General features: G+C 47.8%; 13 protein-coding genes, 1 pseudogene and 1 other annotated feature. Of the genes and pseudogenes, 9 read left to right on the top strand and 5 right to left on the bottom strand.

Annotation, left to right across the window (positions count from 1 at the left end):
• Positions 1-5 precede the first annotated feature (5 nt).
• Entirely contained in the window at positions 6-1,682 is a 1,677-nt protein-coding gene (gene lutP, locus OTK50_RS11775) for an L-lactate permease LutP (RefSeq protein ID WP_224223835.1), read from the bottom strand.
• A 205-nt stretch (positions 1,683-1,887) separates the two neighbouring features.
• Between lutP and OTK50_RS11770 the strand changes: the two genes are divergently transcribed.
• The 5 genes from OTK50_RS11770 to OTK50_RS11750 all read left to right on the top strand — a co-directional run bounded on the left by OTK50_RS11770 (position 1,888) and on the right by OTK50_RS11750 (position 6,908).
• Positions 1,888-2,607, top strand: coding sequence for a FadR/GntR family transcriptional regulator (locus tag OTK50_RS11770; protein WP_024085825.1), 720 nt, complete (start codon positions 1,888-1,890; stop codon positions 2,605-2,607).
• 30 nt (positions 2,608-2,637) lie between these two features.
• Positions 2,638-3,828: a PLP-dependent aminotransferase family protein gene (locus tag OTK50_RS11765; RefSeq protein ID WP_224223834.1), complete on the top strand. Its 1,191-nt coding sequence runs from the start codon at positions 2,638-2,640 to the stop codon at positions 3,826-3,828.
• A 183-nt stretch (positions 3,829-4,011) separates the two neighbouring features.
• Entirely contained in the window at positions 4,012-4,728 is a 717-nt protein-coding gene (locus tag OTK50_RS11760) for a (Fe-S)-binding protein (RefSeq protein WP_224223833.1), read from the top strand.
• Between the two features lie 27 nt (positions 4,729-4,755).
• On the top strand, positions 4,756-6,186 hold the full coding sequence (locus OTK50_RS11755) for a LutB/LldF family L-lactate oxidation iron-sulfur protein (protein WP_007407375.1): 1,431 nt from the start codon (positions 4,756-4,758) through the stop codon (positions 6,184-6,186).
• The gene (locus OTK50_RS11750; RefSeq protein WP_025649302.1) at positions 6,186-6,908 is read left to right on the top strand and encodes a LutC/YkgG family protein; all 723 of its coding nucleotides are present in this window, start codon (positions 6,186-6,188) and stop codon (positions 6,906-6,908) included. Before OTK50_RS11755 ends, OTK50_RS11750 begins: the two co-directional genes overlap by 1 nt.
• A gap of 201 nt (positions 6,909-7,109) precedes the next feature.
• Here the strand turns inward: OTK50_RS11750 and OTK50_RS11745 are convergent.
• Positions 7,110-7,595 (bottom strand): annotated as a pseudogene (locus OTK50_RS11745) (T7SS effector LXG polymorphic toxin); the annotation flags it as partial.
• Positions 7,596-7,983: 388 nt separating this feature from the next.
• Here OTK50_RS11745 and OTK50_RS11740 point away from each other — a divergent pair.
• The 3 genes from OTK50_RS11740 to OTK50_RS11730 all read left to right on the top strand — a co-directional run bounded on the left by OTK50_RS11740 (position 7,984) and on the right by OTK50_RS11730 (position 9,410).
• On the top strand, positions 7,984-8,754 hold the full coding sequence (locus tag OTK50_RS11740; RefSeq protein WP_045208954.1) for a putative immunity/bacteriocin fusion bifunctional protein: 771 nt from the start codon (positions 7,984-7,986) through the stop codon (positions 8,752-8,754).
• 118 nt (positions 8,755-8,872) lie between these two features.
• Positions 8,873-9,157: a hypothetical protein gene (locus tag OTK50_RS11735; protein WP_045208953.1), complete on the top strand. Its 285-nt coding sequence runs from the start codon at positions 8,873-8,875 to the stop codon at positions 9,155-9,157.
• A 94-nt stretch (positions 9,158-9,251) separates the two neighbouring features.
• Positions 9,252-9,410 (top strand): hypothetical protein, encoded by a 159-nt coding sequence (locus OTK50_RS11730; RefSeq protein ID WP_216593171.1) that lies wholly within the window; start codon positions 9,252-9,254, stop codon positions 9,408-9,410.
• An 87-nt stretch (positions 9,411-9,497) separates the two neighbouring features.
• Here OTK50_RS11730 and OTK50_RS11725 read toward each other — a convergent pair whose 3' ends face one another.
• The 3 genes from OTK50_RS11725 to OTK50_RS11715 form a co-directional block, all read right to left on the bottom strand.
• Positions 9,498-10,826, bottom strand: coding sequence for a GntP family permease (locus tag OTK50_RS11725; RefSeq protein WP_007407373.1), 1,329 nt, complete (start codon positions 10,824-10,826; stop codon positions 9,498-9,500).
• 26 nt (positions 10,827-10,852) lie between these two features.
• On the bottom strand, positions 10,853-12,397 hold the full coding sequence (gene gntK / locus OTK50_RS11720) for a gluconokinase (RefSeq protein ID WP_105937285.1): 1,545 nt from the start codon (positions 12,395-12,397) through the stop codon (positions 10,853-10,855).
• 172 nt (positions 12,398-12,569) lie between these two features.
• The gene (locus OTK50_RS11715) at positions 12,570-13,427 is read right to left on the bottom strand and encodes a MurR/RpiR family transcriptional regulator (protein ID WP_224223832.1); all 858 of its coding nucleotides are present in this window, start codon (positions 13,425-13,427) and stop codon (positions 12,570-12,572) included.
• A gap of 152 nt (positions 13,428-13,579) precedes the next feature.
• Between OTK50_RS11715 and OTK50_RS11710 the strand changes: the two genes are divergently transcribed.
• Complete coding sequence (locus OTK50_RS11710) at positions 13,580-13,738, top strand: hypothetical protein (protein ID WP_007613883.1); 159 nt, start codon at positions 13,580-13,582, stop codon at positions 13,736-13,738.
• A 91-nt stretch (positions 13,739-13,829) separates the two neighbouring features.
• Positions 13,830-14,069 (top strand) — a binding site (T-box leader).
• The last annotated feature ends 36 nt before the right edge of the window (positions 14,070-14,105 follow it).

Genomic DNA, 14,105 nt, shown 5'->3' with positions numbered 1-14,105 from the left:
CCGTGTTACGGAATCATCCATGAAAACAGATGATGCTGTAAAAATGTAATGAGACAGACGAGCAGAAGCAAAAACAGACTGTGCTTAATCGTAAAGCGGAAAAGGTCAGCTTCCTTGCCCGCCAGACCGACAGCGGCACAGGCAACCGCAATGGATTGCGGAGAAATCATTTTTCCGGTGACGCCGCCTGATGAATTGGCGGCGACGGAGAGAACCGGGTCCATCCCGACAGAGAGCGCCGTCACCTTTTGCAATCCGCCGAACAACAGATTGGCCGACGTATCAGAGCCGGTAATAAATACGCCGAGCCAGCCGAGCACCGGCGAAAAAAAGGTAAACATCGCGCCCGTCATGGCAAGCGCAAGACCGAGTGTCGTGCTCATGCCGGAAGCATTCGTCACATAAGCAAAGCCGACAACAGAAACAATGGTCACGACCGGAAGGGTTAATTCTTTCACCGTTTCTATAAACGCTTCGCCCCATGTCTTCCACGACATGCCGAGGGCGAACTTGGAGATGACGGCGGCAATCAGAATCGCCGTCCCCGCTGAACCGAAAAGCTCAAGTTTGTACACGGCTTCAATCGGCGTGCCGTCCGCCTGAAGAATCTGCTGATTTACAAATGGGACGGGAGGCGTGAAGGTCAATGCACGCCCGGCTGCATTCAGCCAGGAAAGCCACATTGACGTTCCTTCGTAATGACCGGTTAATGCAGCCTTCACGCCCGGAATCCCCCAGACGGATATCATGGCCGTCAGAAGAAGGAAAGGAGACCACGCTTTAAACACCGCGGCGCCCCCGTACTTGATCGGCGCCGGGTCAGCGGCCGCTGCTGATTCCCGTTCTGCCGCGAAACGAAAGGCCGTTTTCGGTTTCCAAAATTTCAAAAACACAGCGAGCGCGGCCATGGAAACTAGCGCCGACAGCACATCCGGAAGCTCAGGCCCTAAAAAATTCGAGCTTGCGTACTGCACGGCCGCAAAGGAGAAGCCGGAAACAAGAATGGCCGGCCATATCTCAAAAGCCTTTTTAAACCCGCTCATCAAAATGATTAAGTACAGCGGAATAAAGACGGATAAAAACGGAAGCTGCCGGCCGACCATTTGAGAAATTTCCATTGCCGGTATCCCGGTCGGACCTTCGACAGCGGTAATCGGAATGCCGATCGCGCCGAAGGCAACGGGCGCCGTATTGGCAATCAGGCAAATTCCCGCCGCATACAGCGGCTGAAAACCAAGTCCGACGAGCAAAGCGGCCGAGATCGCGACGGGAGCGCCGAAACCGGCGGCGCCTTCTAAAAACGCCCCGAATGAAAAGGCGATGAGCAGCGCCTGCAAACGCCGGTCATCTGTAATTGAGAGCACCGAACTCCGGATAATCTCAAACTGTCCCGTTTTCACGGTGATTTTATACAGAAAGACCGATGTGACGATAATCCAGCCGATCGGAAGCAGCCCGTACACCGCTCCCTGAGAAGCGGACATCACCGCTTTTTCCGCCGGCATACCGTAAACAAATACAGCGATTAAAAGTGAAACGGCTAATGTTAAAAGCCCCGCGATGTACCCCTTCATCCGTTTCACCGCAAGCGCCCAAAAAAAGAAGATAATCGGCACGAGCGCGCAAGCTGCCGATAAAAGCAAATTTCCCCCTAAAGGAGCGTACTCCTGTGTCCATTGCATCCCTAAAAAACCCCTCCTTATGTCATGTAAGCGATTACTTTTTATGATAAGGTCATCTGATGACCGGGTTAATTAGCATTATATTTTGAAAGTTTTGAAAGTACAATACTTTTCTTGAACAAATTGTCTGAACCTGTCGGCAATACAAAAAAAGAAGTATAATAGACGATAAACATCAAGATTCACAAGTGACGGGGTGATCGCGTTGAAATATAAACAAATTAAAACGAAAAAAATCTACGAGGAAGTCGCTGACGCATTGCTGGAGAAGATAAAAGCGGGCGAGCTTAAGCCGGGTGAAAAGCTTGATTCCGTTCAGGCGCTTTCTGAGAGTTTTCAGGTCAGCCGCTCGGCGGTCAGAGAAGCGCTGTCGGCTTTGAAAGCGATGGGGCTCGTCGACATGAAGCAGGGAGAAGGCACATACATAAGAGAATTTGAGCCGTCTCATGTTTCCCAGCCGCTTTCTTCCGCCCTCTTGATGAAAAAAGAGGATGTCAAACAGCTGCTCGAAGTCAGAAAGCTGCTTGAACTCGGCGTCGCCGCCATGGCCGCTGAAAAACGCACCGAAGACGATTTACAAAAAATCCGCCAAGCTCTCATGGAGATGAAAGACATTGACGGAGACGAAGAATTGGGCGAAAAAGCGGATTTCTCCTTTCACATGGCGCTGGCGGAAGCATCACAAAACGGGCTGCTCAAGCATCTCATGAATCATGTCTCCGCGCTTCTTTTGGAAACGATGAGAGAAACGAGAAAAATTTGGCTGTTTTCTAAACGAACGAGCGTGCAGCGATTGTATGAAGAGCATGAACGCATTTACAGCGCCGTCGCCGCCGGAGACGCGGATGAAGCGGAAGCCGCGATGACCGCGCACCTGACGAATGTGGAAGAAGTGCTGGGGGCTTATTTTGAAGAAAATGTATAGAAGCTGACTTGTGAAAGGGGATAACATCACATGCAGGCCGAATCTTTTTTTTCTGACCATGTAAAGAAAGCTCTGACAAACGATCCTCCCGGGGAATGGATGCCGGCAGTTCCGAAAGCGTGCACCCCCCTGCATTCCGGCTATCCCGATCCCGCACTCGTTCCTGATAAGGAGCTGAAAGAAGCCGCCGCCCGCCTTCTGGATGAGGAGCGCGATCTGCCGCTGCATTATATGGGAACCCCGAGGACGGCCGTTTTAAAAAAACAGATTCAAGAACGGTTAGCCATCCGCGGCATTCACTGCCGGGACGATGAGCTGCTCGTGACGCCAGGCGCCTGTCAGGCGATAGATCTGGCTGCACGGGTTTTCCTCGATGAACAAACCGCCGCTGCCGTTGAAGCTCCGGTCTACATGGAAGCGCTCGAGATTTTTAAAAATTACACACCGCATATCATGAGCATTCCGACAGATCAAGAGGGCCTGCAAACAGAAACATTAGCGTTCATGCTTGAGGAAAGAAAACGAAAAGGGCTTCTGCTTCCCCGTCTTCTCTACACGATACCCGCTTTTCAGAATCCTGCGGGAACCGTAATGTCAGCGAAGCGGAGAACACGCCTTCTTCAGCTTGCCGAAACATATGATTTTCTCATCTTGGAGGATGATGCATACGGTGAGCTCGGATTCACCGATATTCCGCCGCCCTTGAAAGCCATGGATCAAAACGGCCGGGTGCTGTACGCCGGTTCATTATCAAAAGTCATCGCCCCGGGTATGAGGATCGGCTGGATTGCAGGGGACGCCGCATTCATCACGGCATTGTCATGGTTAAAAAAAGACTTAGGCCACCCGTTTTCCCAAGCGGTGACCGCCGTCTATCTGGAACAAACGAATGTTGAAAAACGGCTCGCCGCCTTGCGGGAAGCATATCAAAGCAAACGTGACGTTTTGCTCGCCGCATCAGAGCGATATCTTCCGAAATCCGCATCCTGGCACGTGCCTGAAGGCGGTTACTTTGTATGGGTGAAAGCGCCGGGAGCGGATACATCCGCAATGCTGGCGAGGGCTCTTTCTCACGGCGTTTCCTATGTACCCGGTAAATATTTTTTTCTGCATCATGAAGACGGTGCGGAATATCTTCGCCTGTCGTTCAGTTATGCCGGTAAAGCCGCGATAAAAGAGGGTGTGCAAAAACTGGGACGTCTGCTGGAAAACGGGATGTAGAGCAGCTTGAGGAGCTTTCGGGCTTCTCTTTTTTTTGTCCCCTTCAGCGCATCGGACGAAAGGATTTTTCAGAAAAACCTTCCAATCCATATTCAGAATAGTGTAGGATATTCATAGAGCTTTTCCTAAAAACAGGTCATCAGATGACCAGATCACATATTGAGGATGAAAGAGGGGTTCATCATGAAAGTCTCATTATTTGTCACGTGCCTTGTGGATATGTTCCAGACTAATGTCGGAAAGGCGACGGTTGAGGTGCTGGAACGGCTCGGGTGTGAGGTGGATTTTCCCGAGGGGCAGATCTGCTGCGGGCAGCCCGCATACAACAGCGGGTATGTGACGGATGCGAAAAAAGCGATGAAGCGGATGATTACCGCGTTTGAAGAAGCGGAGTACGTTGTCAGTCCGTCAGGTTCCTGTACGACGATGTTCCGTGAATATCCGCATCTGTTTCAGGACGATCCGAAGTGGGCGGCAAAAGCGCAGCAGCTTGCGGACAAAACATATGAGTTAACAGATTTTATCGTCAACGTTCTCGGGGTGGAGGATGTCGGGGCGGTGCTGCATAAAAAAGCGACAGTCCATACATCGTGCCACATGACGAGGCTGCTCGGCGTGTCGGAGGAGCCGATGAAGCTTTTGCGCCATGTCAAGGGACTCGAGCTGACCGCGCTTCCCGGAAAACATCAATGCTGCGGATTCGGAGGAACGTTTTCTGTGAAAATGGCGCAAATCTCTGAACAAATGGTGGATGAGAAGGTCGCCTGCGTGGAAGACACGGAGGCCGAAGTGCTGATCGGGGCGGATTGCGGATGTCTGATGAATATCGGCGGGCGTCTTGACCGTAAGGATAAAAACGTCAGAGTCATGCACATCGCCGAAGTGCTGAACAGCAGATAACACGAGAAACAACAAGGGGGGAAAATCATGGCGATGAAAATCGGTACCGCCGCTTTTAAAGAGCGGGTATCAGAAGGAATAGATAATGAGTTTATGAGAGGAGCCGTCTCCGGAGCGCAGGAACGGCTCAGGACAAGAAGGCTTCAGGCGGCCGAGGAATTGGGAAACTGGGAGGATTGGCGTTCCCATGCGGAAGAAATCAGACAGCATGTGCTGGACAATCTTGATTTCTATTTGGAACAGCTCGCCGAAAACGTCGCCAACAGAGGCGGACACGTCTTTTTCGCCGAAACGGCGGAAGAAGCGTCCTCCTATATCCGCGATGTCATCCGGCAGAAAAACGCCAAAAAAATCGTAAAATCCAAATCCATGGTGACAGAAGAAATCAATATGAACGAAGTGCTTGAGGAAGAGGGCTGTGAAGTCACAGAAACGGATCTCGGCGAATACATTCTCCAGATTGACGACCACGATCCGCCGTCACATATCGTTGCTCCCGCTCTTCACAAAAACAAAGAGCAGATCCGTGACGTGTTTAAAGAGAGACTCGAATACAAACAGACGGAAAAACCGGAAGAGCTCGTCATGCACGCGCGCAGCGTTCTCCGGAAAAAATTTCTCGAAGCGGACGTCGGCATTACAGGCTGCAACTTTGCGATCGCGGATACCGGATCGGTCAGTCTCGTGACGAACGAAGGAAACGGCCGCCTTGTGTCCGCGCTGCCGAAGACGCAGATCACCGTGATGGGAATGGAGCGGATCGTTCCGTCATTTTCTGAGTTTGAAGTGCTTGTCAGCATGCTGACGAGAAGCGCGGTCGGCCAGCGGCTTACAAGTTACATTACGGCGCTGACGGGACCTCGTCAGCAAGGAGAAGCTGACGGGCCTGAGGAATTCCACCTTGTGGTTGTGGACAACGGGCGTTCCCGCATACTCGGCACGGAATTTCAATCGGTGCTGCAATGTATCCGCTGCGCCGCCTGCATCAACGTCTGTCCCGTGTACCGGCATGTCGGCGGACACTCGTACGGGTCCATCTATTCGGGTCCGATCGGCGCCGTCTTATCGCCTCTTCTCGGCGGGTATGACGAATACAAGGAGCTCCCGTACGCATCTTCCTTATGCGCGGCCTGTACGGAAGCGTGTCCCGTTAAAATTCCGCTGCACGAGCTGTTGCTCAAGCATCGGCAGAACATCGTGGAAAAAGAGGGCAAAGCGCCGATCAGTGAAAAACTGGCGATGAAAGCCTTCGGGCTCGGCTCGTCATCCCCGTCCCTTTATAAAATGGGATCGAAATGGGCGCCTGCCGCCATGACGCCGTTTACGGAAGATGACAAAATATCAAAAGGGCCGGGGCCGTTAAAAGAATGGACGGCAATACGGGACTTCCCGGCGCCGCATAAATCGAGATTCAGAGATTGGTTTAAAGACCGGGAAAAACAAAAGGGGGAAGAATGATGATGAAAGGGACGGTTACACATCAGGAATCCTTTTTAAACCGGATCGCCGAAAGTCTGGGCAGAGAGCGCAGGAAATCAGGCGTGTCCCTGCCTGAATGGAAGTATCAGCCACAATATCAAACGCATGCGGACTGTACGGAAGACGATCTTGTCACGATGCTGAAAGACCACTGCGTCAACATTCATACCGAACTGATCGAAACGGATGCAGCCGGGCTTTACGACGCTTTGCGCACGCAGGTGAACCGCTTTGAAGGAGGGCCTGTCATCATTCCGAAGGACAGCCGGTTTGAAACGTACGGCTTGCAGACCCTTATGACAGAAGAGTGGCCGGACGAAGGGATTCCCGTTTGGGAATGGGACGCGGAACAAGGAGCGAAAAATATTGAAAAAGCGGAACAAGCGAATGTGGGCATCACATTCAGCGAGATCACGCTTGCGGAATCAGCCACCGTCGTTTTGTATGCGTCAGAGCATGCCGGCCGTTCCGTCAGCCTGCTTCCGACCACCTATATCGCAATCATCCCGAAATCTTCCATTGTGCCGAGAATGACACAGGCCAGCGATATACTGAAACAGCAGATCAGAGACGGCGTCACCGTTCCTTCCTGCATCAACTATATTACTGGACCGAGCAACTCGGCCGATATCGAAATGGATTTGGTTGTCGGCGTCCACGGACCCGTTAAAGCCGCTTATATCCTTGTGAATGACCGATAAAAAAACAAACCCCGGTTTTCTGATATGATCCCCTCATAGCAGACAGAAAAAAGAAAGCATACTGATCTGTCTGCAATGGAGGGGATTTTTTATGGGGAAAATACGTAAAACTTATGATATTCACTTTAAGAAAAAAGTTGTTGATCTTCACCTAAATGATGGGATGGGTTATCAGACAATCGCCAGAGAAATGAACATTGAAGTAACAAGTGCTTCGTCCACGCTTCCTAATTTATCGACTGTTTTTTTACGTTTGTCCTCTGCATCTGCAAGTTCGTCTTTGAAGTCTTCTGTCGAGAACAATTCAAGCGGAAGAATATCATTGATATCAAGCAGGATACCTTTCATCGCTTTCTTCTGTTCAGACATAATGGATTTTGACTTGGTGCAGGCGTTAGCCAGCTCGTGTTCCAGCAAGGATTCTTCTATGTATGCGTCAGACAAGCTGGCGTCCTCTAAAGCGCCTGAAATGCTTGTCAAAAAAGCAATTTTCATATCAATTAGATCAATCCAATTGTCAGCCACATCAGCGTGATCTTGATAAAATACTTTGATGTTGTCAGCGCCTTTTCCGGAAAACTCACTGTCATCTAAGTCAGCTACGGCTTTGAAGGCTTTTTTAAGATTGACCATCTGGCTTCTTAATTCTTTGTATTCTTTTGCCCGTTTATCTGCCTCTGATAGCAGTGTTTTTGGCTTCCAATACTTTCATATTCATATCCTTTTGTTTAAATGGATCAACAAGATCTTACCATGGGGCAATGAAGAAACAGACGAAATGTGATACAAAAGTAAGAAATGATCAATTTGATCCGTGTTATTTTATCTTTTGCGATCTTTTGTTTTGAAACCGACGCCGATGTCTCAGCAATTTCACCTGATGTATGATTGTATTTACGAACGAAAAGAAAGTGCAAATAGACAGTTTTTTGACAGTGAAAATAAAGTCCGCTTATTTTAAAAGAGACATTTTTGAAAATTTAATAGAATTATCTGTTTTTTTGTTGATTTCAAATTGGGAATAAGTTACAATCTTCATGTAATCACCTAAAATATGGAAAAGGGGAGGTATTTGATGGGTAAGAAAGGCTTTTTTTCACTGTTAATGGCTTTCACACTTACATTAGTAACGATTTTTTCTTTTAATACTAGTGTTAAAGCTAATTCAAATGTTTTAGGGAAAGCAAAAACAAATTGTACGTCATGCCAATCAGGGGTTCCTGAGTCATCGGGACCATTAGAAGATCAACAAAAAGCAAAAGAAATTGTCTATGCCTCAAAGGAATTCAAACAAAACAAGTTGGTGAAAAAACCAAAAAACAGCTTCTTTGGACTTTCAAATGAACAAAATGAAGAGATTGTAAATGTAAAAGAAGGCATGGCTGTGGTAACAATTCCTGTTGATGATATGGAGTCTGGATTAACATCAGCACAATATTTTGTTGATCTGAAAACTGAACAAATATTCGATACCATTGAAACTTACATTACATTTGATGAATCAGAAAAACTTCTTAATTTACAAATAAAACAATCCGGTAAAGTTGTCGAAGATGTAAACTTAACAGAAGGCGGAAAAGTCAAACTGGATAATGGAACAGAAGTTTCTGTAGAAGATTACTTAAAGGATTCAAAAGACTCTGCGGAAGAAACAAAAGCATCAACTATGATGAGTTGCAGAGCGGCTGTATCTTGGTTATATGATATAGCAAATGGAGGCTCTTGTGCTCTTTCTTGCTTAAGAATTGCGGCCATCAACCTAGCAATTGGTATTGGTTGCGGAACAGTTTGTGTTATTATCAAGCACAACTCAAAAAGCAAAGCAATAAAATTAATTTGCGGATAATTAAGGAGGGGGGGAAGAAATACCCCTCTTTTTTATCATTATAACGATGCATTGAAAATGATTAGGCGCATATTATAAGATTTAGGAAATATTGTTATAAGGTGGTTTTGAACAACTCATGAACAGTATTCAAAAAGAAACTGAAAAGAGCAATGCATCTAGGGACTGGTTGATTTATATCACAGTATCAGTAATCTTTTTAATAGCAGTATCGATATTTAGCTTTTTTGAGTCGGAAGTTGATTTTAACGTTATGGCTCTCCGATTATTTGATGCTTTGATCAGCTGTATCTTGGTTATAAACGGTCTTTATTTTATGCAGAAAAACAAAGGGATAGCGGTCGTTTCCTTCCTTTTAGGAATAATTAATCTAGGGATATTAGCTGTTCTTTTGTTTCGTTAAAGAAAGAAGAGCCCAGCTCATATTGATATGATCCCCTCATAGCAGACAGAAAAAAGAAAGCATACTGATCTGTCTGCAATGGAGGGGATTTTTTATGGGGAAAACACGTAAAACTTATGATATTCACTTTAAGAAAAAAGTTGTTGATCTTCGCCTAAATGATAGGATGGGTTATCAGACAGCTGAAGCAGTTCAAGAAGCAGTATGTAAATATATTCTTTTTTTCAACCATCAACGGTTCCAAAAGAAGTGAAACAACCTGAGCCCATATCAATACAGGACTCAGGCTGCTTCGTGTCTTTTCTTGACAGGCGTCACTTTATTCGGCCGGGGTTTGTTTTTATATAAACGCGTTAATGATCATGATAAAACAGATCGCACTGACAGAAATAATCGTTTCCATCGCTGTCCATGTCAGGAATGTTTCTTTTACTGTCATTCCGAAATACTCTTTAATGAGCCAGAAACCGGAGTCATTGACATGTGACAGAATCAAAGAGCCCGCTCCCGTTGCCAAAACGAGAAGCTCGCTGCTGACGCCCGGCATGACAGATGCAATCGGTGCAACAATGCCGGCCGCCGTCATCATGGCGACAGTCGCTGAACCTGTGGCGACACGGATGACCGCCGCGATCGTCCAGCTTAAAAGAACGGGAGAGAAGCTTGAGTGCTTCGCCATGTCAGCTATATACGTGCCGACGCCTGAATCAATCAGGACGTTGTTAAAAGCGCCGCCGGCTCCGATCACAAGCAGAATGGAAGCAATCGGTCCCAGACAGTCATTGCTGAATTTTAAAATGCTTTCTCTGTCAAAGCCCTGATAAAAACCAAGGCTGAAAAAGGAGTAAACCGTGGCGATCAAAAGCGCCGTGACAGGGTCGCCGATAAATTTAAAAGTTTCATAGAGCGTGCTTTTTTCCGGAAGCGCAATTTCGGCAAGCGTTGCCATAAGCATCAGGATCACCGGTACCAATATCGTAAACAATGTATTTGCGAATCCCGGAAGCTTGCGTTTTTCATTCCGTTCAATAAATTGTTTTTTCAACAGTTCGGGAACGGGTTTATGAATGCGCTTACCAATCCATTTTCCGTAAAGCGGCCCGGCGATGATGGCAGTCGGAATGCCGACGATTAAAGAAAACAAAATCGTTTTTCCGACATTGGCGTGATAAATGCCGACAGCTGCCATCGCCGCCGGGTGGGGCGGAACCAATCCGTGCACGACGGAAAGTCCCGCAAGGAGCGGAATCCCGATCGTCACTAATGAAACCCCGGTTTCAATTGCAATCGTAAACAAAAGCGGCACGAGCAGGACGAAGCCGACCTGGAAAAAGACCGGGATGCCGACGATAAAAGCGACGGCCATCATCGCCCAATGCACTTTCTTTTTGCCGAAGCGGCCGATCAGGGTGTGGGCGATACGCTCCGCACCGCCTGATTCAGCCATCATTTTTCCGAGCATCGTACCGAGGGCCAGCACGATCGCAAGCAGCGACAGCGTATTGCCGAGCCCGGTTTTCATCGAAGCGATAATGTCCGGCAGATTCATGCCCGTTGCGAAACCGACAAGGATGGATGTAATCAGCAGACTGATAAACGGATTTAATTTAGCGACCGTAATCAATAAGAGTAAAACGATAATAGCGGCAATGACAATAAACAGTAACATGACCTTTTCACCCTTTCAAAGAAGAATTAACGGCTTTGTTTGAGCTGAAATTCACTGATGACGTCAAATTCATCTTTGAGCTTGTCATACAGCCGCTCGTATAAGTAAAACAGCTCAATATATGTTTCGCTGTTTTTGACGTTCGGTTCATGGCGGTGAGAAATTCTGATCCAGTCCTGAACATCCTCGATTCGTTCCATTTCGCCAAGGCTGTGCAAAGCGAGAACGGCCGCTCCGAGCGCCGAGGCTTCGTAACTTTCCGGAACGAGGACTTCCCGTCCCATCGTATCGGACAAAATCTGCCTCCAAAGCGGTGATCTCGCAAATCCTCCCGAAGCCCGCACGTCTTTTGCAGGGCCCGCCAAATCTCTCAGTGCGACACCGATTGAAAAGACGCTCATGATGACGCCTTCCAGCACCGCTCTGATAAAATGCTCCCGTTTATGGCGGAGGCTGATGCCGAAAAACGTTCCGCGGGCATTCGGATTCCAAAACGGCGCGCGCTCCCCTGATAAAAACGGCAGAAACAGCAATCCCTCAGAGCCTGCGGGCACTTTATCAGCGATATCAATCATTAAATCGTACGGATCAATGCCGAGCCGCTTCGCCGTTTCGACTTCCGGAGAAGCGAATTCGTCTCGAAGCCAGCGCAGCATAATGCCTCCGTTATTCGTCGGGCCTCCGATGACCCAATGCTTGTCAGTCAGCGCGTAACAGAATGTCCGCGCTTTTTCATCCGTAATCGGCGCATCCGTCACCGAACGCACTGCTCCGCTTGTTCCGATCGTAACGGCCACTTCTCCTTTGCCGATCGCGCCGACTCCAAGGTTGGCGAGCACGCCGTCATTTGCGCCGATAATAAACGGTGTATCCGCATGAATGCCCATCCGTGCAGCGATTTCCGGCGCAAGGCCGCGCAGCTGATGAGTGGTCGGCACGATGTCCGACAGCTGATCTTCCCGGATTCCGGCAATCCGGAGCGCTTCTTCATCCCAGGAAAGCGTATCTAAACGGAACAGCCCCGTTGCCGAAGCGATCGAATAATCGACGACATAAGTTCCGAAAAACTCGTGCAGAATATATTCTTTAATACTGATGAATTTGGCGGTTTTCGCGAATGTCTCCTTGTCCTGTTCTTTCATCCACACAATTTTGGAAAGCGGAGACATCGGGTGAATCGGCGTACCCGTTCTTTTATAAATATCAAAACCGTTCATCTCTTTTAAAATCCGTTTTGATTGCTCGGCGCTGCGGTTGTCCGCCCAAATGATGCTTTTGGTCAGCAGGCCGCCGTTTTGATCGACAGCTATCAATGAGTGCATAGCGGTGCTGATGCCGATTGCAAGCAGATTGTCAGGGCTCATTCCGGCCTTTGTGACGGCGTCCCTGATGCTTCCGATCACCGCTTCCAAAATGTGCTCAGGATCCTGCTCGGCCCATGCCGGCTTTGGCTGTATTAAATCATAGTGAACCGAATGCTTGGCTAACACTTTGCCTCTTGGTCCGAACAGAACGGCTTTCGTACTGGTCGTGCCGATATCCAGACCGATAACAGCTTGGGTTTCCTTCATAATATATCCCGCCTAATCTGATTGAATAATAAGATAGATTGATAATGTATGCCCTTACAAAGTCAATTATAGGAATAATTTTTTTATAAATCAACGATGAAGAAGAAAAATTTTTTCATAAAATTGCCTCAATTCCCGCTGTATCGGCATTTTCTCTTTTGAAAAATAAATATTACAAACGTTTGTGTGCGATCATTTTTCTGATTTGCTGCAAGTTGGCGAGCGTTTTCTCCTGCCGCAGCCGGGCCGTGGCGAAATACAGTGTATCAATGACCGACAGCTGGGCAAGCCTTGCGGACATTGCTTCCGTTCTGAAAGCCGTTTCCCTTGTTGACGTATACAGCACCACGTCGGAAATCTGGGTGAGCGGCGACTTTTGGTAGCTTGTAATGCCGATCGTGCCGGCGCCGAGCGATTTGGCCGTTTTCACCGCGTCGAGCACGTCCTTGTTGCTTCCCGAATGAGAAATGCCGATGACTGCGCTATCGGGACCGAGAAGACCCGCTGACATCGCCTGAAAGTGAGAATCCGTGTGCGCGATGCAATTTATACCCGTACGCATAAATTTATGATACGCATCAGTGGCGATCAGCCCGGAACCGCCGTTTCCGTAAAATTCGATTCTGTCTGCGCGGTGGATCATTTCTACCGCTTTTTCAACGTCAGTCGGATCTAATAAATGAAAGGTATCGGTCAGACCGGAAATGTTTGTGCGGAAAACTTTCTGGATGATGACTTCGATATCGTCGTCGGGGCTCATTTCTTCATGAATGTGCTGCACCGGCTCCTGAACGATCTCCTGAGCAATCGCGATTTTTAAATCCTGATAGCCGGAAAAACCGAGCCGTTTGCACAGCCTGAAAATCGTCGCTTCAGAGCTTTTCGTTTTTTCCGCCAGCTGAATGATGGAAAGGTGAATCACGTCTTTCGGTTCCTTCACGATATGGTCTGCAATCGCTCTCAATTTTGGCGACAAACCTTTGCTGGCCGCCTGAATCTTCCCGATGCTGCTTGAATTCACAGGGGTCATGCTATAACCTCCCTACTCGAATGTAAACGCATACTTTTATGATAAAGCAAGTTTTAATATAAGGAAAACAGAATTTTAAAATTGTTTTTTTAATTTGGCGTATAAAAAAAAGAGAAAAAGCCGCCGATGATAGAAAGTGAGGAGGCATCTGGATGAAAAAAGCATGGATTCTCGTCATATCATTCGGCATTGCGCTTGCGCTGTTTTTATACGCAAACACAAAGGTGAAAGCGGAAAGCGCGGCGCCCGGAAAGCAAAGCCTTGTGTCCGGATTTCAGCTTAGACTTTCGAATGACCGGGAAGGACAATAGGCGGCAAAAATTAGTATTGACTTTGAAAATAGAAGACTGTATATTATGTTACTATATTCAGAAAATAAAAACTCAAGAGATTCATTTAACATAAAACACTGTGAACGGGAGCAGTAAAAGAATCCAGTCAGAAAAAGAGAGCCGCGGGTTGGTGCAACGCGGACTGATTGTTCTTTGAACTCGCCCGGAAGTGGCAGGGCGGAACGGAATTGTCGGAATATTCCCTATGTCCTAACGGCTGACCTTCGTTAAAAGGTTTTTAAGCTGGATTCCGGATATTCGGGATCAACAAGAGTGGTACCGCGGCTGCCTGAGGCACGCCGTCTCTTTTCCCAAAGAGGCGGCGTGCTTTTTTATGTGATGAACA

Origin of the sequence: Bacillus sp. NEAU-CP5 (assembly GCF_026420705.1) — a bacterium.
Lineage (GTDB): Bacteria > Bacillota > Bacilli > Bacillales > Bacillaceae > Bacillus > Bacillus velezensis.
This window is presented reverse-complemented; position numbering and strand designations above follow the sequence as displayed.